Source organism: Arthrobacter sp. NQ4 (assembly GCF_029077345.1).
GTDB lineage: Bacteria > Actinomycetota > Actinomycetes > Actinomycetales > Micrococcaceae > Arthrobacter.
The window spans coordinates 371,064-393,788 of the sequence record NZ_JARETC010000002.1; the positions used below are offsets into that span (position 1 = coordinate 371,064).

Annotated in this window: 19 protein-coding genes; 5 read left to right on the forward strand and 14 right to left on the reverse strand. The window is 65.8% G+C overall.

Annotated elements, in window-relative coordinates:
* Positions 1-36 precede the first annotated feature (36 nt).
* Both PUN51_RS05520 and PUN51_RS05525 read left to right on the forward strand, forming a co-directional pair.
* Positions 37-1,632 (forward strand): DUF349 domain-containing protein, encoded by a 1,596-nt coding sequence (locus tag PUN51_RS05520; RefSeq protein WP_275180189.1) that lies wholly within the window; start codon positions 37-39, stop codon positions 1,630-1,632.
* Positions 1,633-1,748: 116 nt separating this feature from the next.
* A complete protein-coding gene (locus tag PUN51_RS05525; protein WP_275180190.1) occupies positions 1,749-2,522 on the forward strand; it encodes a hypothetical protein in 774 nt (257 codons plus the stop codon).
* Here PUN51_RS05525 and PUN51_RS05530 read toward each other — a convergent pair.
* From PUN51_RS05530 to pdxT, 9 genes are all read right to left on the reverse strand, one after another.
* Positions 2,403-4,793, reverse strand: coding sequence for a RelA/SpoT family protein (locus tag PUN51_RS05530; RefSeq protein ID WP_224026167.1), 2,391 nt, complete (start codon positions 4,791-4,793; stop codon positions 2,403-2,405). The genes PUN51_RS05525 and PUN51_RS05530 overlap by 120 nt on opposite strands.
* 149 nt (positions 4,794-4,942) lie before the next feature.
* Entirely contained in the window at positions 4,943-5,959 is a 1,017-nt protein-coding gene (secF, locus tag PUN51_RS05535) for a protein translocase subunit SecF (RefSeq protein ID WP_159631895.1), read from the reverse strand.
* A complete protein-coding gene (gene secD / locus PUN51_RS05540; protein WP_159631894.1) occupies positions 5,959-7,716 on the reverse strand; it encodes a protein translocase subunit SecD in 1,758 nt (585 codons plus the stop codon). Before secD ends, secF begins: the two co-directional genes overlap by 1 nt.
* A gap of 100 nt (positions 7,717-7,816) precedes the next feature.
* Positions 7,817-8,224: a preprotein translocase subunit YajC gene (gene yajC, locus PUN51_RS05545; RefSeq protein WP_159631893.1), complete on the reverse strand. Its 408-nt coding sequence runs from the start codon at positions 8,222-8,224 to the stop codon at positions 7,817-7,819.
* A gap of 210 nt (positions 8,225-8,434) precedes the next feature.
* Positions 8,435-9,520, reverse strand: coding sequence for a Holliday junction branch migration DNA helicase RuvB (ruvB, locus tag PUN51_RS05550; protein ID WP_159631892.1), 1,086 nt, complete (start codon positions 9,518-9,520; stop codon positions 8,435-8,437).
* Positions 9,513-10,157: a Holliday junction branch migration protein RuvA gene (gene ruvA, locus PUN51_RS05555; protein WP_159631891.1), complete on the reverse strand. Its 645-nt coding sequence runs from the start codon at positions 10,155-10,157 to the stop codon at positions 9,513-9,515. The genes ruvB and ruvA overlap by 8 nt, the downstream gene beginning before the upstream one ends.
* Positions 10,158-10,247: 90 nt before the next feature.
* Positions 10,248-10,826 carry a crossover junction endodeoxyribonuclease RuvC gene (ruvC, locus tag PUN51_RS05560; RefSeq protein WP_159631890.1) on the reverse strand — a complete coding sequence of 193 codons (579 nt, stop codon included), beginning with the start codon at positions 10,824-10,826 and terminating at the stop codon, positions 10,248-10,250.
* 68 nt (positions 10,827-10,894) lie between these two features.
* Positions 10,895-11,650 (reverse strand): YebC/PmpR family DNA-binding transcriptional regulator, encoded by a 756-nt coding sequence (locus PUN51_RS05565; RefSeq protein ID WP_159631889.1) that lies wholly within the window; start codon positions 11,648-11,650, stop codon positions 10,895-10,897.
* Positions 11,651-11,653: 3 nt separating this feature from the next.
* Positions 11,654-12,364, reverse strand: coding sequence for a pyridoxal 5'-phosphate synthase glutaminase subunit PdxT (pdxT, locus tag PUN51_RS05570; protein ID WP_159631888.1), 711 nt, complete (start codon positions 12,362-12,364; stop codon positions 11,654-11,656).
* A gap of 90 nt (positions 12,365-12,454) precedes the next feature.
* Between pdxT and PUN51_RS05575 the strand changes: the two genes are divergently transcribed.
* Both PUN51_RS05575 and PUN51_RS05580 read left to right on the forward strand, forming a co-directional pair.
* Positions 12,455-13,747, forward strand: coding sequence for a Mur ligase family protein (locus tag PUN51_RS05575; protein WP_275180191.1), 1,293 nt, complete (start codon positions 12,455-12,457; stop codon positions 13,745-13,747).
* Complete coding sequence (locus PUN51_RS05580; protein WP_275180192.1) at positions 13,744-14,499, forward strand: type 1 glutamine amidotransferase; 756 nt, start codon at positions 13,744-13,746, stop codon at positions 14,497-14,499. The genes PUN51_RS05575 and PUN51_RS05580 overlap by 4 nt, the downstream gene beginning before the upstream one ends.
* A 16-nt stretch (positions 14,500-14,515) precedes the next feature.
* On the opposite strand, the gene PUN51_RS05585 is transcribed toward PUN51_RS05580, so the two are convergent.
* A complete protein-coding gene (locus tag PUN51_RS05585) occupies positions 14,516-15,889 on the reverse strand; it encodes a ferredoxin reductase family protein (protein WP_275180193.1) in 1,374 nt (457 codons plus the stop codon).
* A gap of 163 nt (positions 15,890-16,052) precedes the next feature.
* Here PUN51_RS05585 and PUN51_RS05590 point away from each other — a divergent pair, with 163 nt between their 5' ends.
* The gene (locus tag PUN51_RS05590) at positions 16,053-18,065 is read left to right on the forward strand and encodes a M3 family metallopeptidase (protein ID WP_275180194.1); all 2,013 of its coding nucleotides are present in this window, start codon (positions 16,053-16,055) and stop codon (positions 18,063-18,065) included.
* Positions 18,066-18,361: 296 nt separating this feature from the next.
* Here the strand turns inward: PUN51_RS05590 and pdxS are convergent, their stop codons facing one another.
* The 4 genes from pdxS to thrS all read right to left on the reverse strand — a co-directional run bounded on the left by pdxS (position 18,362) and on the right by thrS (position 22,654).
* A complete protein-coding gene (gene pdxS, locus PUN51_RS05595; RefSeq protein ID WP_159631883.1) occupies positions 18,362-19,288 on the reverse strand; it encodes a pyridoxal 5'-phosphate synthase lyase subunit PdxS in 927 nt (308 codons plus the stop codon).
* A gap of 137 nt (positions 19,289-19,425) precedes the next feature.
* Entirely contained in the window at positions 19,426-20,049 is a 624-nt protein-coding gene (gene pgsA, locus PUN51_RS05600; protein ID WP_275180195.1) for a phosphatidylinositol phosphate synthase, read from the reverse strand.
* Positions 20,039-20,626, reverse strand: coding sequence for an HIT family protein (locus PUN51_RS05605; protein ID WP_159631881.1), 588 nt, complete (start codon positions 20,624-20,626; stop codon positions 20,039-20,041). Before PUN51_RS05605 ends, pgsA begins: the two co-directional genes overlap by 11 nt.
* A gap of 18 nt (positions 20,627-20,644) precedes the next feature.
* Entirely contained in the window at positions 20,645-22,654 is a 2,010-nt protein-coding gene (gene thrS / locus PUN51_RS05610) for a threonine--tRNA ligase (protein ID WP_275180196.1), read from the reverse strand.
* Between the last annotated feature and the right edge of the window lie 71 nt (positions 22,655-22,725).

Sequence of the window (22,725 nt, forward strand, 5' to 3'; positions counted from 1 at the left end):
CGTGAGTATTTCCCTCCAAGCGAAAGACTTTTAGCGGTGACAGACAGTCAGAAATCCGACGAAACAGCAACAGGCGTAACCGAACCAACGGCTCCGGCCGAGGACGCGGCCGATACTGCTGCACAGGCCGGGCACGCACCTGCGGCCCCCGAAGCAACCGCTTCAGAGGAGGGCACTGCTGACGCGGCCAGTGTTGACGCGGCCAGTGGGCAGGATGCAGTGGGCCAGTCCGGGGTAGCCACTGCCGCGGAGCCGTCTGTGCCTGCTGCCGCACCCGGCCCCCGGCCGTCAGCACCGTCGCCTGCTGCCTTCGCATCGCGTCCCAAGCCCGCTGCCGCCGCTCCCGCTGCCGCACCGGTGCCCGCTGCGCCCAGCACGTCTGTCGCCGAGGCCTCCAAGTGGGGCCGAGTGGAAGGGGACGGCCACGTCTACCTGAATATCGACGGCGGCGAGCACCCCGTGGGACAGTACCCCGGCGTGAGCGGTGACGAGGCGCTGATCTACTTTGCGCGGAAGTACGACGACGTCGTGGCGCAGATCGTCCTCCTCGAACAGCGTGTCAGCTCCAAGGCTCCCAGCACGGACATGCAAAAGACGGTGACGCACCTGCGTGAACAGCTCGCCGAACGGAACATGGTGGGCGACCTGCGGGCAGCCGAAGCGCGACTGGACAAGCTCGCCGTCGAAATCACGGAGCTGGAGAAGGCCGAGAAGGCCGAGCACGATGCCGTGCGAGCATCCGAGCTTGCAGCGCGTGAGGCCATCGTCACCGAGGCGGAGCAGATTTCCGGCCAGGATCCCGCCCAGACGCAGTGGAAGACCTCCAGCGCCCGGATGAACGAGCTGTTCGAGAACTGGAAGGCAGCCCAGAAGAGCGGCGTGCGGCTGGGCCGCAGCAACGAGGACGCCCTCTGGAAGCGCTTCCGCGCCGCCCGCACCGTCTTCGACCGCCACCGCCGGGCCTATTTCTCCCAGCTGGACAGCAACAATTCCGCAGCCAAGGCTGCCAAGGAGAAGCTGATCGCCGAGGCCGAAGCCCTATCCACGTCAACCGACTGGGGCTATGCCGCGGGCGAATACCGCCGGCTGATGGACCAGTGGAAGGCATCACCGCGCGCCAGCCGGAAGGATGACGACGCCCTGTGGGCACGGTTCCGCGCCGCCCAGGACGTCTTCTTCACCTCCCGCCAGGCGGCCAACGACGAAATCGACCAGGAGTACGCGGCGAACCTTACAGTGAAGGAGGCGTTGCTGGCCGAGGCCAACGGCATCCTTCCGGTGAAGGACCTGGCAGCCGCCAAGAAGGCGCTCCAGTCCGTCCGTGACCGTTGGGAAGAGGCCGGCAAGGTACCCCGGGCGGACATGGGCCGGATCGAAGCCGGGCTCCGGAAGGTTGAAGACGCCGTCCGCCACGCCGAGGAAGAGCAGTGGCAGCGGTCCAACCCCGAACGCAAGGCACGCACCAACAGCGCACTCTCGCAGCTGGAATCCGCCATTGCCGGACTCCAGGAAGACCTCGCCAAGGCCGAAAAGAGCGGTGACCAGCGCAAGATCAAGGCTGCCCGGGAGGCCCTCGAAGCCCGCCAGGCCTGGCTTGACCAGATCCAGCGCTCCGCCAGCGAGCTGTCCTAGGCTTCTCGCGCCGAGCTTCTCTGGCTTGGGCTGAAAGTCACAGGCCCGGTCCCGGTTATCCACATAACCCGGACCGGGCCTGTGCCCGTTAACCACGGTCCGGGCAGGATGGGGGTATGGCCACACCACCAGCATCCTCCGACGCCGGACCGGGCAGGGACCCCTCCGCTTCCCCACCGGGGCCAGGGTGCCCGGCAGGCGGAGCAGAGGCGGCCGCGGCGCCACGCTTTCCCGAACTGTACGCACCCGGGGTCCCCTTCGCCGGTCCGGAACTCCAGTCCCTGGCCGCCGACGGACTGCTGGCCCGGTTCCACCAACACGGTTACACGCTTCCGGGGTTGCCGGCGTCCCCGCAGTTGCGGGCAAGGGCGGCCGCGGGTGCTGTGCCGGCGGCCATCCGGCAGCGGGTCGTCGCGGGGCGGATGACTGCGGCGTGGATCTACGGCTGCGCGGCGGAACCGGACAGGCTGGCACTCCTGGTTGATGCCAAGCGGCGGGTATCCAGCCTGCGGAATACCCGCGGCTGCACGCTCCACGAGGTGAGGCTGGGGCCGTTCGACGTGATCAGCCTGGGCGGCCTGATGGTTTCCAGCCCCTTGCGGACCGCCCTTGACATCGCCCTGCACGTGGAACCGGAACGTGCCGTACCGGCCCTCGCCGGCTTGCTGGCCCGCCCGCAGCAGGACGTGCGGTTGCGGCTGCTGGTGCGCGCCATCGAAGCAACACCCAGGGTGCCGCACAAGCGGGCTGCTTTGGAAAAGCTCGCCCTTTTAGCTCCGGCGTTTGTTGCCGGTGGTGCGGTAGACGTCGAAGACCCCGTCGATCCTGCGCACGGCGCTGAGGACGTGGCTGAGGTACTTGGGGTCGCCCATCTCGAACGCGAACTTTGAGATGGCCACCCGGTCCGTGGAGGTGTGGACGCTGGCCGCGAGGATATTGACGTGGTTGTCGGAAAGGACCCGCGTCACGTCAGACAGCAGTGATTTGCGGTCCAGGGCCTCCACCTGGATTTCCACCAGGAAAACGCTCGACTGGGTTGGCGCCCAGTCCACGTCCACGATCCGGTCCGGCTGGTCCTTCAGGTCCGAGATGTTGGTGCAGTCGGTGCGGTGCACGGAGACGCCGGATCCCCTGGTCACAAAGCCCAGGATAGGGTCCGGTGGAACGGGCGTGCAGCAGCGGGCCAGCTTCACCCAGACGTCGCCCACGCCGCGGACCACAACACCGGAGTCGGAGAAGCGGGCCTTGCTGACCTGGGTGGGGATGCTGACCTCTTCGACGTCATCATCGGCACTCTCGTTGCCGCCCAGGCTTTCGATCAGCTTTTCCATGACCGACTGGGCAGATGTGTGCCCGTCGCCCACGCCGGCGTAGAGGCCGGAGATGTCCGTGTATTTGAATTCCTCGGCCACGGCGGCCAGGGCCTCGTGCGTCATCAGCCGCTGCAGTGGCAGGTTCTGTTTCCGCATGGCACGGGTCAACAGCTCCTTGCCGCGGTCAATCGCCTCCTCGCGGCGTTCCTTGCTGAACCACTGGCGGATCTTGTTGCGTGCCCTGGCACTCTTGACGAAGTGCTGCCAGTCCTGGCTGGGTCCGGCCCCCTCGGCTTTGGAGGTAAAGATTTCCACCCAGTCGCCGTGGTTCAGCTCGCTGTTAAGCGGGACCAGCTTGCCGTTGACCCGGGCGCCAATGGTGCGGTGGCCTACCTCCGTGTGCACGGCGTAGGCAAAGTCCACGGGCGTTGATCCTGCCGGCAGCGCCATGACTTCGCCCTTGGGTGTGAAGACGAACACTTCGCGGGCGTTGATTTCAAAGCGCAACGAGTCCAGGAACTCGCCGGGATCCGAGGTTTCCTGCTGCCAGTCCACCAGGGAGCGCAGCCATCCCATGTCGCCGTCGCGGGGGCTTCCGGGGCCCACCGCGGTGCGGTTGGGCTGGTCCTTGTACTTCCAGTGGGCCGCCACGCCATACTCGGCCCGGCGGTGCATCTCGTGCGTGCGGATCTGGATCTCCACCGGTTTACCGCCGGGGCCGATCACGGTGGTGTGCAGGGACTGGTACATGTTGAACTTGGGCATCGCGATGTAGTCCTTGAACCTGCCGGGCAGGGGGTTCCAGCGCGAATGCATGGTGCCCAGGGCGGCGTAGCAGTCCCGGACGGAGTCCACCAGGACACGGACACCCATGAGGTCGTTGATGTCGTCGAAGTCCTTGTCGCGGACAATCATCTTTTGGTAGATGGAGTAGTAGTGCTTGGGCCGGCCGGTAATAGTTGCTTTGATCTTGGCCGCGCGCAGGTCCTCGGTGATCTGGTCCCGGATGACGCCCAGGCTCTTTTCCCGCTCGGGGGTCCGGTCCCCCACCATCCTGACGATTTCCTCGTACACCTTGGGGTAGAGGGCCGCGAAGGACAGGTCCTCGAGCTCCCACTTGATGGTGTTCATGCCCAGCCGGTGCGCCAGCGGGGCGAAGATTTCGAGGGTTTCACGGGCTTTGCGGGCGGACGATTCGGCTGATACGAAGCGCCAGGTACGGGCGTTGTGGAGCCGGTCGGCCAGCTTGATCATGAGGACGCGGATGTCCTTGGCCATGGCCACAACCATCTTGCGGACCGTTTCCGACTGGGCGGCCTCGCCGAAACTGACCTTGTCCAGTTTGGTCACGCCGTCCACCAGCATGGCCACTTCCGGCCCGAAGTCCCGCTTCAGGTCCGCGAGGGTGTACGGGGTGTCCTCGACGGTGTCGTGCAGCAGGGCCGCCGCCAGGGTTGTGCCGCTGAGGCCTAGCTCGGCGAGGATGGTGGCCACAGCCACCGGATGGGTAATGTACGGGTCCCCGCTCTTGCGCTTCTGTCCGCGGTGGCTCCGCTCAGCTACGTCGAAGGCGCGCTGGATGAGGTCGAAGTCCTCTTTGGGATTGTTGGCCCGGACAGTGCGCAACAGCGGCTCTAGGATGGGCGAATAGGTGGCTGCTCCACGACCGGTCAGGCGGGCAAGGCGCGACCGGGTGCGCTCCCTTCGGCCGGGAAACGTTGCCCGTGATCCCGAATTGTCAACAGGAACCAAGGACCCTGGGCGCGCAGAGGATGCCGCACCGGCTTGTACACCGGCAGGACTTTTTTCTTCCTCTGCCGTTGGCACCGACGCCGAACGTTCTTCCAATGAAGCACCCCTCACCACCGTTTAATTACTCCAGTCTATTCCCCCGGGCAGCCACTTTTATAACCGAGCGCGGACAGCCAAAGGCCGGGCAGCGCACGGTGTGCGTTGCCCGGCCTTTGAGGGAATCGCGGGTGCCTGTAGCTGGCAGGTCAGGCTTTAGCCGGCGATGCCGGAACTGCCCGTTCGGTTGAACCGGCCCGCCGCTGCTGGACGCGCCGCGCCTGCTTGACCAGGTCCGGTTCACCCTGTCGGAGCCAGGCGTACATCGGAGCTGCGACGAAGATGGTCGCGGCGGTGCCGATGAGGATCCCGACGAACAGGGCCAGGGACAGGTCGCGCAGCGTTCCGGCACCCAGGAGCCCTGCACCGATGAACAGGATGGCGCCCACGGGGAGGATCGCCACCATCATGGTGTTGATGGAACGCACCAGGGTCTGGTTGACGGCGAGGTTTACTTCCTCACCGAACGTCCGGCGTGTGGAGGCGTCGATTCCGGTGGTGTTTTCCCGGATTTTGTCGAAGACCACCACGGTGTCGTAGAGGGAGTAGCTCAGGACGGTCAGGAATCCGATGATGGCCGACGGTGTGACCTCAAAATCACTGAGCGCATACACACCGGCCGTGATGAACATGGTCACGGCCATGCCGGCAAGCGCCGACAGGGACATCTTCCAGGTCCGGAAATAGAGGGCCATCAGCAGGGCCGCCAGCAGCACGAACACCACCAGGCCGATCAGCGCCTGCTTGGTCACGTCAGCGCCCCAGGTGGGGCCAACGAACGTGGAGGTCACCTCGTTGTCGGTGACACCGTAGGCGCCGGTGAGGCCCTGCTTGATCCGAAGGGTCTCGTCGTCGGTCAGCTTGTCCGTCTGGATGCGCATGGTGTTGCCGGCCACGTTCGCAACGCGCGGAACACTGCCGGCAACCACGTCAGTCACGGCCTTTTCGCCGATGGTGGCGTCCGTGGTCTTGACGTTCGAGACCGTGAATTCGGAGCCCCCACGGAATTCGATGCCGAGGTTGAAGCCACCCTTGGCCGCCGGGATGATGATGGACAGCGCCACTCCCACCGCGGCGATGATGAACCATATCTTCTTGGCCCCTACAAAGTCGTAGGAACGCTTTCCGGTGTAGAGCTCGTTGCCGAACGTAGCGAAGCCTGACATTACTTGTTCTCCTTCGCGGAGGTCTTGGACGAGCCGGCCAGCTGTTCCTGCTTCTCTGCCAGGCGCCGTTCAGCGATGGTCATGCGGCGTTCGGCCTCGGCCGCTGCGCCGGTGTTCTTGGTACGGACCACCGCGGGCTTGTCCTCGGGAGTGCGGACCCGGCCGGCACCGCGGTACAGCGGCACGGCGCCCAGACGTTCGGGGTCCAGGCCGGAGAACTTGTGGCCTTCACCGAAGAACCGGGTACGGGCCAGCAGCTGCAGCGTGGGGTGGGTGAACATGAACACCACGATGAGGTCGGCGATGGCCGTCAAGCCCAGCGTGAACGCAAAGCCACGGACGTTGCCCACGGCCACGAAGTACAGGACCAGAGCGGCCAGGAGGTTGACGGCCTTGGAGGCAAGAACCGTGCGCTTGGCCCGCTTCCAGCCGTTTTCCACGGCGGACACCAGGCCGCGCCCTTCGCGCAGTTCGTCGCGGATGCGTTCGAAGTAGACGATGAAGGAGTCGGCAGTCTGGCCGATGGCCACGATGATGCCTGCAACACCTGCAAGGGACAGCCGGTAGTTCTCCGTCCAGCCCAGGATCGCGATGGCCAGGTACGTCAGGGCACCGGCCACCACCAGCGAGGCGATCGTGACGAAGCCCAGGGCGCGGTACTGGAACAGGGAGTAGACCACCACGAGCAGGAGCCCGATCAGGCCCGCCAGCAGGCCCATGCGCAGCTGTTCGCCACCAAGCGTGGCGGAGATCTGCTGCTCGCTCTGGATGTCGAAGCTGATGGGGAGGGCACCGAACTTCAACTGGTCGGACAGCGCCTTGGCGGTCTTCTCGGTGAAGCCGCCGGTGATCTGCGGACGTCCGTCGGTGATGACAGCCAGCGACCGCGGGGCGGAGATGACCTGGTCATCCAGCACAATGGCGAACTGGGACTTGGGGTCGGTGCCGGACTCGCCGCCGGCGGCCACGTAGAACTGGTTGAGGCGTTCGGTGACGGATTTGAACTTGGCCGTGCCGTCGGCGTCGAACTGGATGTTGACGGCCCAGTCGTTGGTCACCGCACCCTGCGCACCCTGCTGCAGCTGGAAGGACGAGGTGACGATGTTGCTGCCCTTCACCTCCACGGGACCCAGGATGTACTTGATGGCAGGAGACTTGTCGGTGGCAGGCTCGCAGGTCACCAGCGGCTTGGTGGGATCTGACCGCTTGGATTTCTCGGCTGCGGGGCTGTTGCAGTCCAGCGCCTCGAACTGCTTGTAGATCTCCGGGGTGATCCAGTTGGTGTCACTGCTGTTGGCCGGCTCAGCTGTGGGTTTGGGCAGCTGGTCCTCCGGGGTCTGCGACTCCGGCGGCACGGGGGCGCCGTCACCGTTGAGGAGGACGGGGCGGAAGTTCATGTCCGCGGAAGCCTGGATGAGGTTCCGGGTTTCGGCGGAGGGGGTGCCGGGAAGGCTGACCACCACGTTGCGCCCGGACTGGGTGCTGATTTCCGCTTCGGAGACGCCGGAGCCGTCAACGCGCTGCCGGATGATCGCCACGGCCTGGTTGAGCTGCTGTTCGTTGATGTCCGAACCGCCCTCCACCTTCGGCGCCAGGATCATCTGGGTGCCGCCCTCGAGGTCCAGGGCCAGTTTGGGTGCCCAGCTGGCCTGCCCGGCGACGGTGCCGCCGGCCAGGACGGCTGTCAGCGCTGCCAGGAGTACGCCAAGCCAGACCAGGACGCGGAGCCCTGGTTTCTTGCGGCCAGTTCGTGCCATTGTCGATCTTTCTCTTATTCGCGGAAGAACCGCCGGCGCGGGTTGTTACCTGCGCCGGCGGTGGTCCGCAGCGGTAGAGGGAGGAAAGGGGCCAGCGGGCCTAGCTGTCCTTCTTGCCCTCGTCGTTGAGGCGCTTCAGGGTTTCTTCCGGAGTCTCGGTGCCCGTTGCAGTGCTTCCGGCTTCCGGCGTGGTCAGTGAGGATGCGTCATCCGGCACCACGGGTGAGGCAGCGGCGGGCTCGACCGTGGCTTCCGCGGCAGGCTCGACAACCTTGGTGACCGCCTGGCGGTGCACGGTGGCCAGGTTGCCGGGGGAAAGTTCAAGGGTGACCTTGTTGTCGGCGTCGTCGATGTCCACGATCCGGCCGAAAAGGCCAAAGCTGGTCATGACCTCCACGCCCGGGGCGAACTTCGACTGGAGCTCTGCCTGCTGCTGCTGCGTCTTCTTGTTGCGGCGGAACATCATGAAGATGAACACGCCGAGCATGACGAACAGGAGAATTGACATTGGATCCAAGGGGGAATTCCGTTCTTTTGCGTGGTGCTGCTGGTTTTCCAGCGACGTCGGCTTCGCTTCAGCCGGGGCGGTTGGTGGCACAGGCAGAACGCCTGACATTTCCTTCCCCAAGCGACGGGGGCGTCAGGGCCACCCGCGAAACAAAGACCCGAACGTGCCGGGCGTCATACCAGTCTAAAGGGAAAAGCTGAACGGAGCCTGCTATTGGCTCTCCGGGGCCCAGTCCCCCGCCGCGGGGGCGTCCCCGCCGGGCTCGAAAAGGTCCAACTGCTCCTGGGCGAAGACCCCGGATGGAATGGCGTATCCGAGGTGCGTCCACGCCGGCGCCATGGCAATCCTTCCGCGGGGCGTCCGGCCCAGCAGCCCTTCCCGGACCAGGAAGGGTTCCGCCACGGTTTCCACTGTTTCGGTTTCCTCGCCAACGGCGATGGCCAGGGTTGACAGGCCGACGGGGCCTCCGCCGAATTTGGTGATGAGGGCATCGAGGACAGCACGGTCCAGCCGGTCAAGGCCTTTCTTGTCCACTTCGTACATGTCCAGGGCGGCGGACGCAGCCCTGGCATCGATTTGTTCGACACCATGCACCAGCGCCCAGTCCCGGACCCGGCGCAACAGGCGGTTGGCGATACGGGGGGTCCCGCGTGAACGGCCGGCGATTTCAGCGAATCCGGCGGAGTTGACCTTCAGGTCCAGCAGCCCGGCTGACCGGCGCAGGACCAGTTCCAGTTCCGGAACGGAATAGAACTCGAGGTGCCCAGTGAAGCCGAACCGGTCGCGCAGCGGGCCCGGAAGCAGCCCGGCGCGGGTGGTGGCGCCCACCAGGGTGAACGGCGGCAATTCCAGTGGAATGGCGGTGGCACCGGCGCCCTTGCCCACCACGATGTCGACGCGGAAGTCCTCCATGGCCATGTACAGCATTTCCTCGGCGGGCCGGGACATGCGGTGGATCTCGTCGAGGAACAGGACCTCGCCCTCGGACAGCGAGGACAGGATGGCCGCAAGGTCACCCGCGTGCTGGATGGCGGGCCCGCTGCTAAGGCGCAGCGGAGCGTTCATTTCCGCGGCCACGATCATGGCGAGGGTGGTTTTGCCGAGGCCCGGCGGCCCGGAGAACAGCACGTGGTCCGCTGTGCGCCCGCGCATCCGGGAGGCCTGGAGCACGAGCGAAAGCTGCTTGCGCACCCGGTGCTGGCCCACGAAATCGTCGAGGTTCTTCGGCCGGAGCGCCGCCTCGATGGCCCGCTCCTCCGGTTCCTCCCCCGCGGCAACCAATGAAGGTTCAGCCACGGCTGCCTACGCGGTTGCCGGCGCGCGCGCCGTCCTGCCCCAGCCACCGGAGGGTGGTACGGAGGATTTCGGCCACATTGCCGCGGAAGGACACTTCCGGCTCGTCAGCCAGGGCTTTGTCGATGCTGGCGGAGGCATCCTTCTCGGACCAGCCCAAGCTGGTCATGGCGGCCACCACCTGCGGCTTCCATGCGGCCTCGGCAGGAGTGGCGGCGCCAGCGGGTGCGGCCGTTCCGTGCGGTACCAGCTTTCCGGCCAGCTCCAGCACGATCCGGCCCGCGACCTTGGGCCCGATGCCGGGAACCTTGGTGAAGGTCTTGCTGTCCTCCGTATGGGCCGCAACCCTGATTGCTTCGGGGTCGTGGACCGCCAGGACTGCGAGGGCAAGACGGGGACCGACCCCGCTGACACTCAGCAGGACGTCGAAAACCTCACGTTCGTCGTCGGATGCAAAACCAAAAAGGGTGAGCGAATCCTCCCGGACAATCAGGGACGTAAACAGCTTGCCCTCTTCCCCCACGCGCAGCCGGCTCAGGGTCTGCGGGGTGGCGTTGACGCTCATCCCGGCACCGTTGAGGTCAATCACGGCCGTTGACAGGCCAACGTGCGCTACGGTTCCGCGGAGGAAACTGATCAAGGCCGGGCTCCCGTTGTACTGCGGGCCTCCACTCTGGGAGCCCGGCTATCCGAACATATCTACGAATACCCTAGCAAGCGGCAGGGACAATCATCGTGCACGGCGCGCTTTCGCCTCTGCTTCCGCCCATGCCCGCTGGGCCGGCGTCAGGGAAGAGCTGCCGGGACCGGTGGTGGCCACGGCAGCGCCACTCCCGGCGCGCCACGCATGGGTGATCGCCAGCGCCAGCGCATCGGCCGCGTCGGCGGGCCGCGGCGGGGCGTCAAGCCGGAGGATCTTGGTGACCAGTTTGGTCACGGCGTCCTTATTCGAGGACCCGCTGCCGGTCACCGCGGCTTTAACTTCCGACGGCGTATGCAGCGCCACCGGGATTCCCCGGCGGGCCGCCGCCGCGATCACCACGCCGGACGCCTGGGCGACGCCCATCACCGTGCTGACGTTGAGCTGCGAGAAGACGCGTTCGACGGCGAGGACCTCGGGCTCGTAACGATCCAGCCACTCGTCGATGGCCGTGGCGATCACCAGCAGGCGGCGGTCAAGGGTCTCGTCCGGCGAGGTGCCGACAACCCCTACCGCCACCATGCTGGCCCGGCGGTTGCGTTCAACATCCACCACGCCGATGCCGCAGCGGGTCAGGCCGGGGTCAACGCCCAGGACGCGGAGCGTCACTTCTGCCCCGCTGCGGGCGACAGGGACGACTGGAGCTCCCGCTGCGGTCTAGCTGGCAAGGCCGGACGTCACTCGGATTCCAGGGCGGCCTGGACTTCGTCGCTGAGGTCGGCATTGCTGTACACGTTCTGGACGTCGTCGAGGTCTTCAAGAGCGTCCGCCAGCTTCAGGAACTTGCGGGCGCCGTCGACGTCGAGTTCCACCTGCATGGACGGCACGAATTCAACTTCGTCCGTGTCGTACTCAATGCCGGCTTCCGCCAGGGCCTCCCGGATGGCCTGGAGATCGCCCGGCTCCGAGTGGATCTCGAAGGTCTCGCCGTTGTCCTTGACTTCCTCCGCGCCCGCATCCAGGACGGCCATCAGGACGTCGTCCTCGCTCAGGCCGTTCTTGGGCAGGTTCACTACGCCCTTGCGGGTGAAGAGGTAGCTCACGGAACCGGGGTCGGCGATGGTGCCGCCGTTGCGGGAGATGGCCAGGCGGACTTCGGAGGCTGCCCGGTTCTTGTTGTCCGTGAGGCACTCGATCAGCAGGGCCGAGCCCTGGGGGCCGCGGGCCTCGTACATGATCTCGGTGTAGTCCACCACTTCGCCGGTGAGGCCGGCGCCGCGTTTAATGGCGCGGTCGATATTGTCGTTGGGAACCGAGGTCTTCTTGGCCTTGGTCACCGCAAGTTCCAGGCCGGGGTTGCCGGCGAGGTCCGGTCCGCCCATCCGGGCGGCAACTTCAATGTTCTTGATCAGCTTGGCAAACGACTTTGCGCGGCGGCTGTCAATGATCGCCTTTTTGTGCTTGGTCGTTGCCCATTTGGAGTGGCCTGACATGCTTTACGCTTCTCCTCTGATCATGCGGATAAAAAGTTCGTGTACGCGTTTCTCGCCGGTCACTTCCGGATGGAAGGAGGTGGCCAGCAGCTGGCCGGAACGCACTGCGACAATTCTAGCCGCCCCGGGCAGCGGTACGGCGTGCGAGGCCTGTCCGGGATCTGCCGGTTCCACCTGGGCCAGGACCTCCACGTCCGGCCCCACGCGTTCCACCCAGGGCCCGCGAATGAAGACAGCGTGCACCGGTTCCACGCCCGATTCGGTGGCACTGAAGTCCAGCCCCTTGAAGTCCAGGTCGGTTTCGAAGGATTCGCGCTGCCGGCCGAAGGCATTGCGGCGGACGGTGATGTCCAGGCCGCCGAACGTCTGTTGGGGGGCGCCGGACAGGTCGGTTGCCGGGTCGGCGATGTCCGACGCGAGCAGGATCATCCCCGCGCAGGAGCCGTAGACGGGCAGGCCCTCGGCGATGTACTTGCGCAGCGGGTCGGCAAGGTCGAAGGCCCGCGCCAGCTTATCGATCGTCGTGGATTCGCCGCCGGGAATGATGAGGCCGTCCAGGCCATCGAGCTCCTCCGGGCGGCGGACGGCAACGCCCTGCGCGCCGGTGGCCTCTGCGGCACGCAGGTGCTCGCGAAAGTCTCCCTGGAGGGCCAGGACACCGATCCGCAGGCCTGAGCCCACGCGCGCAGGATCAGCAGAAGGGGGGTTTGTCATCCCTCCAGCATACGGCCCCGGCCCTCCGCCCGGTGCGGCGGGGCCGGGGCCGGCAAAGGTTGCATGCCGCTGCTGGGATATATTCGAAACATGGTCTTCTTCAGTGTTCCGCTCGGCAAGCTGGTCCGCAGGGTATCCCGGCTGCGGGGCGGCGGGTCCGCACTTCCGGGCCTGGTGGTCGAGAAAATCGATCCCGGCTTCATGCGGCGGACGCTCACCACCCTGCCCCACGGCGTGGCTGTGGTCAGCGGCACCAACGGAAAGACCACCACCACCAAAATGGTGGTCGAACTCCTGGAAAGCCAGGGCCTGAAGGTTTTCACCAACCGGACCGGCAGCAACTTCACGCGGGGCGTGGCAGCGGCCCTCCTGGGCGAGGTGGACTGGCGCGGCAGGCTGGACGCGGACGTTGCCGTCCTGGAACTCGATGAAGCCCACGCCGTCCATTTCGTGAACAGCGTTCCGCCCCGGTACTGCCTCCTGCTGAACGTGCTTCGCGACCAGCTGGACCGTTTTGGCGAGATCGACAAGACCGCACAGCTCCTGCAGCACATCGCCGCCAAGACCACGGGAACAGTGGTCCTGAACCGCGAGGACCCGCGGGTTGCCCGGATCGCCGACACGCTGACGGGACAGGACGTCAGGTACTTCGGCCTGGACGACTCCCTGCTGGGCACCTTCCCGAACGATGACGACATGCGCGCCGCTCCGGGCAGCCCCGCCCCGGCGGGCCTGCCCGCCAAGCCGCAGGCCGACGTCGTCCTCCGCAAGGTGGGCGCAGACAGCGCCGAATTCGAGTACGACGGCGGCACGGTCACCACGGCGATGAAGCTGCGCGGCGTGTACAACATCTTCAACGCAGCCGCTGCTCTTACCCTCGCCCGCAGCATTTGCGGCGGCGGGGCCGCCACCGCGAACCACGAGACCCTGCTGCAGGCGCTGTCCCAGGTGGCGCCGGCCTTCGGCCGCGGCGAAAGCCTGACCGTGGACGGCCAGCCCCTGGACCTGGTGCTGGTCAAGAACCCCAGCGGCTTCCGGCTGGGCCTGAAATCCTTCCCCGCTGCCGGTTACGCCACGATGATCGCCATCAACGACAACTACGCCGACGGCCGGGACATGTCCTGGCTGTGGGACGTGGAATTCGATTCGCTTCGCGGGGGCGGGGTGGAGGTGCTGACCGGATCGCGTGCCTACGACATGGCGCTGCGGCTGCAGTACGACGAAGTCCCCGTTGGCGCCGTGGACACCGACATTCCCGCCGCCCTTGCCGCCTTCATCCGGGAAGGCCGGGGCAAACCCAAACGGATCTTCTGCACCTACACCGCCATGCTTGCCATCCGCCGCGAGCTGTCCAAAATCACCACCGTGGAGGTTGTCTCTTGAGTCCGGCAGAAGCAGCAGAAGCTGGCGCCCAGTCCAAGGGCACGCTGCGCGTGGTCCAGCTGTACCCGCGGGACATGAACATCTATGGCGACTGGGGCAATGCCCTGGTCCTGCAGCGCCGCATCCAATGGCACGGGTACACCCCCGAACTGCTTGAGTACAACGTGGGCGATCCCTTTCCCGAAGGCGTGGACATCATTGTGGGCGGCGGCGGCCAGGACAGCGGCCAGCTGGTCATCCAGGACGACCTGCAGGCCCGGGCCGGCCAGCTGAAGGAGTTGGCCGAGGACGGCGCACCCATGCTGGTCATCTGCGGCCTCTACCAGCTTTTTGGCCGTTTCTTCAAGACGCGGACGGGAACTGTCATCCCGGGCATCGGCGTCCTGGACGTGGAAACCCACGGTACCGACGAGCGCCTGATCGGCAACGTCAAGGTCTCAACCACCGAGTTCGGCGAAGTCCTCGGTTACGAGAACCACAGCGGCCAAACCACCCTGGGCAGCGGGATGCGGCCGCTCGGGACGGTGGCCAAGGGAACGGGGAACAACAGCAACGACGGCCATGAGGGGGCGCGGTACCGAAACATCGTTGCCAGCTACCTGCACGGCTCGCTGCTTCCCAAGAACCCTGCCATTGCCGACTACCTCATCCGCACAGCCGCGGAGCGCAAGTTCGGCAGCTTCTCCCCCGGCACCCCTGACGACGCCTACGCGGTCCTGGCACGGGAGCACGCCGCCCGCCGGCCCCGCTGAACTGCGACCGCCTGGATCACCGCCACTGGAAGTACTCCCGGTGGATGTTGAGCCTGCGGACACCCGCTGCCCGGAAGGCTTTGCGGAACTGCCGGAGCATGGCGTCGGGCCCACCCATGAAAACTGACAGCAGGCGCGGTTCCGTGCCCACCGCGGCCATGACCGCGGCCGGGGTCAGCCGCCCGTCCCTTTCGGTGTCAACCACATGGACCTTGAGCCGCGGGTGGTTCCTGGCGATGGCGATGATTTCCTCGGCAAAAGGCGACGGGCCCGCCGAGGTAACGAAGAAGTCGACATCTTCCTGCAGCCCGGCACCCGGGTCTGCGTCCAGCGACCGCAGCCAGCTCAGGAAGGGCGTGATCCCCACCCCGCCGGCGATCCAAACTTGGTGGGCAGTGCCCTTGTGCCGGTCAAAGCGGCCGTAGGGGCCGCCCACCACGGCCGGCATCCCAGGCTGAACCACGTCGGGAAGCCTTGTGGTGTGGTCACCCAGCGCCTTGACCGTGATGCTGATGCCGCCCTCCTGCGCGGGCCCGGAAATGGAAAAGGGGTGCCGCTGCCAGCCATCCGCTGTTTCGAGGTAAACCATGGCGAACTGACCGGGTTTGAACACCAGGGGGCGGCCCAAGGGACGGAGCGCAACCTCCAACAGGTCCGCCGCGACCGGGCGGACCCCTGCGACCTGGTAGTCGTGATGGGGCAGGAAACGGCGCGCCAGCAGCTCCCGGTAGACGTAGAACGCCAGCCCCGTTCCGCCGATGGCCACATAGCTCCACCGCAGGACGGGCGCCGCTTCAAACGCACTGGCATCGAGCAGTCCATGCAGGAATCCGGCAGCCACAAACAAGCCTGTGAGGCGGTGGAAGCCGCGCCAGCGCTCATAGCCACCCAGCAGACGCACCACCAGGCGGACCCCCTTGGTCTGCAGTGCGGCGAGCACCACGCGGCGGACGGGCGCCGGCAGCATGGTCCGCCAACGCGGCAGCACCGCCCACACCACCAGTGCCGCAAGGCCGGAAATGGCCACCACGGCCAGTGTCTTTCCCACGCTGGTTGCCTCCGGGTTGGACGCAAGTTCTATGTGCGGCAGCAACAGGACAGTAGCCGTAACGGCGGCCCTGCGGTGCCAGATCGCGGCATGGTCTATGCCGCCGAACACCGGCTCAACGTGCGGGAGTGTGCTGACCAGGACCAGGGCGATGGAGTACAGCAGCACGGATTCGCCGCCGAACAGCTGGCCCACATGGCGGAGTACGGGTTCACCTTCCGGGCGCGCGAAGTACCAGAAGATGCCGTAGGCCAGGGCCAGGACCGTGACGGCGCCCGGGCCCACCCACCGTACGGGCACACCCAGGGATGCAGCCGCCTGCGTCGTGGCACTTTTGCTCATGGACCGGTGGCCCCCTCGTATAGCCGAACCCGTGTACGCCTTCCAGCACGTGCGGAATGGGGCCCGGAACGGACACCATAGCGGCAATTCTAGGGATGTGACCTGGGAGGCAGCACCATTTCCATCAATTGAGAACCGCGCCCTGCTGTGAAAGGTTTACCCCATGACCAACCCCCTCCTTGCCGCCAGTCCCCTGCCCTACGGTCTTCCGCCTTTCGAGGCCCTCACAGCAGGCCAGTACGGCGCCGCCATCGAATCAGGACTGGCTGCCCACCTGGACGAGATCCGGGCCATCAGCAGCAACGCCGCACCGGCCACGTTTGAAAACACGGCACTGGCCATGGAACGCTCCGGGCAGCTCCTCAACAGGGCGGCTGCGGCATTTTTCACCTTGGTGTCGGCGGATGCCTCCGCGGAAATCCGGGAACTTGAAACAGAGCTTTCGCCGCGCTTCCAGGCCCACCAGGACGAAGTTTTCCTCAACAGTGCACTGTATGGGCGCTTTGCCGGCATAGATACGGACAGCCTCGATCCCGAGTCAGCCCGCCTGGTGGAGGAGTACCTCAAGGAGTTCCGCCAGTCCGGGATCCAGCTCGATGCGCCTGGCCAGGAGCGGCTGCGTGCCATCAACGCTGAACTGGCCCGGTTGGGCACGGAGTTCGGACAGCGGGTCAAGGAGGGGATGAAGTCCGCGGCGCTGCTGCTGGAGGACGCCGGCGACCTGGCGGGCCTGCCGGCGGACGACGTCGCCAGTGCCGCGGAAGCGGCACGCGCCACCGGGCACGACGGCAAATTCCTGCTTACCCTGATCCAGCCCGGCAACCAGCCGGCGCTGGCCTCGCTCGAGAACCGGGACGTCCGCCGTCGTCTGTTCGAAGCATCCGTGGCCAGGGGCAGTGGCGGCGGGAGCCTGGATGTCCTGGACCTGGCCCGGGAGATGGCCGGGCTGCGGGCGGAAAAGGCCCAACTGCTGGGTTTCGCCAACTACGCCGAACTGGTGGCCGACCGGCAGACGGCGCCGGACTTCGAGGCCGTCCGGACGATGCTGGGCCGGATGGCGCCGGCGGCCGTCCGCAATGCCGACGCCGAGGCGGCAGCCCTGGCCGACGCCGCCGGGCATCCGCTGGAGGCCTGGGACTGGGCCTACTATTCGGCAAGGGTGCGGCGGGAGAAGTACGACGTTGATGAGCAGGCCCTGCGTCCGTATTTTGAGCTGGACCGGGTGATCACGGATGGAGTGTTTTTTGCAGCCACTGCGCTGTACGGGATCACGTTCCACGAGCGGCACGACCTCGGCGCCTATCATCCGGACGTTCGCATCTGGGAGGTCCGGAACGGGGACGGAACCGGCCTGGGGTTGTTCCTTGGCGACTACTATGCACGTGAATCCAAGCGCGGCGGTGCGTGGATGAACTCGCTCGTGGACCAGTCGGGTCTGCTGGGCACCCGGCCGGTGGTGATCAATACGCTCAACATTTCGAAGCCGCCTGCGGGTGAGCCGACGCTCCTCACCCTGGACGAGCTGCGCACGCTTTTCCACGAGTTTGGCCACGCCCTGCACGGCTTGTTTTCCGACGTCACCTATCCCCGCTTTTCCGGCACTGCCGTGCCCCGGGACTTTGTGGAGTATCCGTCGCAGGTGAACGAGATGTGGATTATGTGGCCGGAAGTGCTGTCCCATTATGCGCGCCACCACGTCACCGGCGAACCTCTTCCGCAGGACGTTGTGGACAGGCTGGAGGAATCCCGGCTCTGGGGCGAAGGGTTTGCCACCACCGAGTACCTGGGCGCAGCCCTCCTGGACCTGGCATGGCACACGCTGGAGCCAGGCGACGTTCCGGACGATGCCGTGGAGTTCGAGGCTAAGGCCCTGGCTGCGGCAGGGATTGCGCACCCCCTGATCCCGCCCCGGTACCGCACAGGCTACTTCCAGCACATCTTCGCCGGCGCCGGCTACGCCGCAGGCTATTACTCCTACATCTGGAGCGAGGTCCTGGACGCGGAGACCGTGGACTGGTTCAAGGAGAACGGCGGCCTGTCCCGCGCAAACGGCGAACGCTTCCGGCAAGAACTCCTCAGCCGCGGCAACAGCCGGGACCCCCTGGAGTCCTTCCGGATCCTGAGGGGCCGCGAAGCAGGACTGGACCCGCTGCTCAAGCGCCGCGGCCTGGAGTAACCCCCATCGATTGCTGAGCACTTGTCGTTTTGAGCCCGGAAAACGACAAGTACGGAGCAATCGACGGTTCAAGAAAAGACCTAAAAACGGACGACGCCGGTTCCCCCACCAGAAAAGGTGAGGGAACCGGCGTCGTAAGTTAGGTCAGTAAACCCGACCCGAAGCGCCGGACGGTGCGGTCCGGCAGCGTGCGTAAAAGGGCCCCCGCCCCCAACCACCACCAATATGGCGGCAGCGGGAGGCGGGGAATAGCACACCGAGGATCGCGCCGTCCGGCGCGTCACAGAACGCGGAAATTACCAGCCGCGCTCGGCGAGGCGGTGCGGCTGGGGGATCTCGTCGACGTTGATGCCCACCATGGCTTCGCCGAGTCCGCGGGAGGCCTTGGCGATGACGTCGGGGTCGTCGAAGAAGGTGGTGGCCTTGACGACGGCGGCGGCGCGCTGGGCGGGGTTGCCGGACTTGAAGATGCCGGAGCCGACGAACACGCCGTCGGCGCCGAGCTGCATCATCATGGCAGCGTCAGCGGGGGTGGCGATGCCGCCTGCGGTGAACAGGACCACGGGAAGCTTGCCGGCAGCGGCAACTTCCTTGACCAGTTCGTACGGGGCCTGGAGTTCCTTGGCGGCGACGTACAGCTCGTCCTCGGGCAGCGAGGAGAGCTTGGCGATCTCCGAGCGGATCTTGCGCATGTGTCCGGTGGCGTTGGAGACGTCGCCGGTGCCGGCCTCGCCCTTGGAGCGGATCATGGCCGCGCCCTCGTTGATGCGGCGCAGGGCCTCACCGAGGTTGGTGGCACCGCAGACGAAGGGAACCTTGAAGTTCCACTTGTCGATGTGGTTGACGTAGTCGGCCGGGGTCAGGACCTCGGACTCGTCGATGTAGTCGACACCGAGGGACTGCAGGACCTGGGCTTCCACGAAGTGGCCGATGCGGGCCTTGGCCATCACCGGGATGGACACGGCGTCGATGATCTGGTCGATCATGTCGGGATCGGACATGCGGGACACGCCGCCCTGGGCGCGGATATCGGCCGGAACACGCTCCAGCGCCATGACTGCCACGGCACCGGCGTCTTCGGCGATGCGGGCCTGCTCGACGTTGACGACGTCCATGATGACGCCGCCCTTGAGCATCTCGGCCATGCCACGCTTCACGCGGCTGCTGCCCGTGACGCTGTTCGCGGACGAACCGGCCTCGTTGCTTACATCAGGTGTAGACACAAAAACCCCTATGGGTAGACAGATGATCTTCGCCGGGCATGCGGCGGCAGCTGCCGGAGGTGCACGCACGGATTGCCGGGTCGCTTGACCGGGCACTTATATACTAGTCCCCCGCCGCACGGCCGGCTTAATCATGCTTAATCAGCGGGCGTGGGTTCCGCCAGTGACTGCCGGCGCACGGAAACGACGCGCTGCACGACGGTGATGAGGCTCGCCGCAGCCAGGAGGACCAGGGTGGCCAGGAGCACCACCGGTGGCAGTCCCAAACCGGTCAGGCCGGTGACCACCAGCACGGAGACCAGGCGTTCGGCCCGTTCTGCGATCCCGACGTTGGCGGTGAACCCCAGCGACTCGGCCTTGGCCCTGGCGTAGGACACAACCATGCCCAGGACCAGGCACAGCAGCGCGCTGACGGCGATGGCGGTGTTGTTTCCACCGGTGAAGAACCATACGGACACGCCGGCGAAGAGGGCCCCATCAGCGACCCGGTCAAGGGTGGAGTCGAGGAAGTTTCCCCAACGGCTCTTGACGTCCTGCATCCGGGCCATGATGCCGTCCAGGACGTCGGAAAAGATGAACGCGGTGATGAAGACGGTCCCCCAAAAGAGTTGACCCAGGGGGTAGAAGATGAGGGCTCCCGCGGCAACACCCGCGGTTCCGAGGATGGTGACGGCGTCCGGGGAGACTCCAATTTTCAGGAGCCAGCGGGCCAGTGGGGTAAACAGCGCGGTGAAGAAACCGCGGGCATGCCTATTCAGCATCCGACTCCCCGGGCCAGGCCTCAGCCACTTGTTGCCGGACCTCATCAAGGGTCTGGGTAATGGCTTTGGTCTGGGCGATGATGGGGAAGAAATTACCGTCCCCGCCCCAGCGCGGCACAATGTGCTGGTGCAGGTGTGCGGAGATACCTGCACCGCCCACCACGCCCTGGTTCATGCCCAGGTTGAAGCCGCCGGGATTGGACACTTTCCGCAGGACCCGCATGGCCGTCTGGGTCAGCTCGGCGAACTCCGCTGTTTCTTCAACCGTAAGGTCCGTGTAGTCCGGAATGTGCCGGTAGGGGCAGACCAGCAGGTGGCCCGGATTGTAGGGGAACAGGTTCAGCACCACATAGCAGGTCCGTCCGCGGTAGACGATGAGCGCCTCTTCGTCAGTGCGGCCGGGGCCTACGCAGAACGGGCAGTCGTTCTCGTTCTTGAACTGGTGCTGGCCGCCCTTGATGTAGGCCATGCGGTGCGGAGTCCACAGGCGCTGGAAGGCGTCCGGGACACCGGCGAGGGCAAAGTCGTCGGTAACGCCGGCATCGCCTGGATATCCTGCGCCTGTGTTCTCCTGCACTGTGCTGCTTCCGTTCGGCTAGCTGGTCCGGTTGCGGACGGCTTCGGTGATGCGCTTGACCGCTTCCGCGACGGGCACGCCGTTGTCCTGGCTTCCGTCCCGGAAGCGGAACGAAACAGCGCCCGCCTCTGCATCGTCTCCGCCCGCGATCAGCACGAACGGGATCTTGTCCTTGCTGGCGGTGCGGATCTTCTTGGGGAAGCGGTCCGAGGACGTATCCACCTCGGCGCGGATACCTGCCGCCTTGAGCTGGCCAACGACGTCGAACATGTAATCGTTGAACGCCTCCGCCACGGGGATGCCCACCACTTGGACCGGAGCCAGCCACGCGGGGAACGCCCCGGCGTAGTGCTCGGTGAGGACGCCCATGAAGCGCTCCACCGATCCGAAGAGCGCGCGGTGGATCATGACGGGACGCTGGCGGCTGCCGTCGGCGGCCTGGAATTCCAGCTCGAACCGTTCGGGCAGGTTGAAGTCCAGCTGGATGGTGGACATCTGCCAGGTACGGCCCAGGGCATCCTTGGCCTGCACCGAAATCTTGGGACCGTAGAAGGCTGCTCCGCCTGGATCGGGCACCAGCTCCAGCCCGGACTCCTGGGCTACCTCGGCGAGGGTCCTGGTGGCTTCCTCCCAGGTGGCGTCGTCGCCGACGTACTTCTCGGGGTCCTTGGTGGACAGCTCGAGGTAGAAGTCGTTCAGCCCGTAGTCCTTGAGCAGGTCCAGGACGAAGGTGAGGGTCTTGGTGAGTTCGTCCTTCATCTGCTCGCGGGTGCAGTAGATGTGGGCGTCGTCCTGTGTCATGCCCCGGACACGGGTGAGGCCGTGCACCACACCGGACTTCTCGTACCGGTACACGGAGCCGAATTCGAACAGCCGCAGGGGCAGCTCACGGTAGGACCGGCCGCGGGAGCGGAAAATGAGGTTGTGCATGGGGCAGTTCATCGGCTTCAGGTAGTAGTCCTGGCCGGGCTTGCGCACGGTGCCGTCCTCATTGAGTTCAGCGTCGACGTGCATGGCAGGGAACATGCCGTCCTTGTACCAGTCCAGGTGCCCCGAGACCTCGTACAGGTGGCCCTTGGTGATGTGCGGGGTGTAGACGAACTCGTAGCCGGCCTCGACGTGCCGCTGCCGCGAGTAGTCCTCCATCTCCTTGCGGATGATGCCGCCCTTGGGGTGGAAGACGGGCAGGCCGGAGCCCAGTTCGTCCGGGAAGGAGAACAGGTCCAGTTCGGAGCCGAGCTTGCGGTGGTCGCGGCGCTCCGCTTCGGCGATGCGTTCCTGGTAGGCCTTCAGGGCGTCCTTGGTGGGCCAGGCGGTGCCGTAGATGCGCTGCAGCTGCTGGTTCTTCTGGTTGCCCAGCCAGTAGGCCGACGACGAACGGGTCAGGGCGAAGGCGTTGGAGATGAGCTTGGTGTTGGGCAGGTGGGGGCCGCGGCAGAGGTCGCACCAGACGGTGGTGCCTTCCTTGCGTTCCACGTTGTCGTAGATGGTGATGTCGCCGGCGCCGACTTCGACGTTCACGCCTTCCCCGGCTTCGGCGGCTTCGTTCTTTTTGCCCAGGAGCTCGAGCTTGTAGGGCTCGTTCTTCATGGCTTCGCGGGCCTCGTCCTCATTGACCACGCGGCGGACGAACTTCTGGTTCTGGTTGATGATCTTCTGCATCATCTTTTCGAGGGTCTTGAGGTCCTCGGGAGTGAACGGCTCGGCAACGTCGAAGTCGAAGTAGAAGCCGTCGGTGATGTAGGGGCCGATGCCGAGTTTGGCGTCGGGACGGAGCTGCTGCACGGCCTGGGCCATGACATGGGCGGTGGAGTGCCGCAGGACGTTCAGGCCGTCGGCGGAATCAATGGTGACACCTTCCACCTCGGCGCCTTCAGGAAGTTCCTGGTCCAGGTCCTTCAGCTCGCCGTTGACGCGGGCAACAACAACGTCACGGCGCTCAAAGAAGAGTTCCGCACCGGTTGTCCCGGTAGTCACCTTGGTCTCTTCGCCATCGACGAGAAGGGTGATCTGCTGGGCATCTGACACGGGTGTCTCCTATTCAAAGTTGAGGCTTCATAGCTTGTGGCATACGGGGACCACAGCCAGCCACCGTCAAT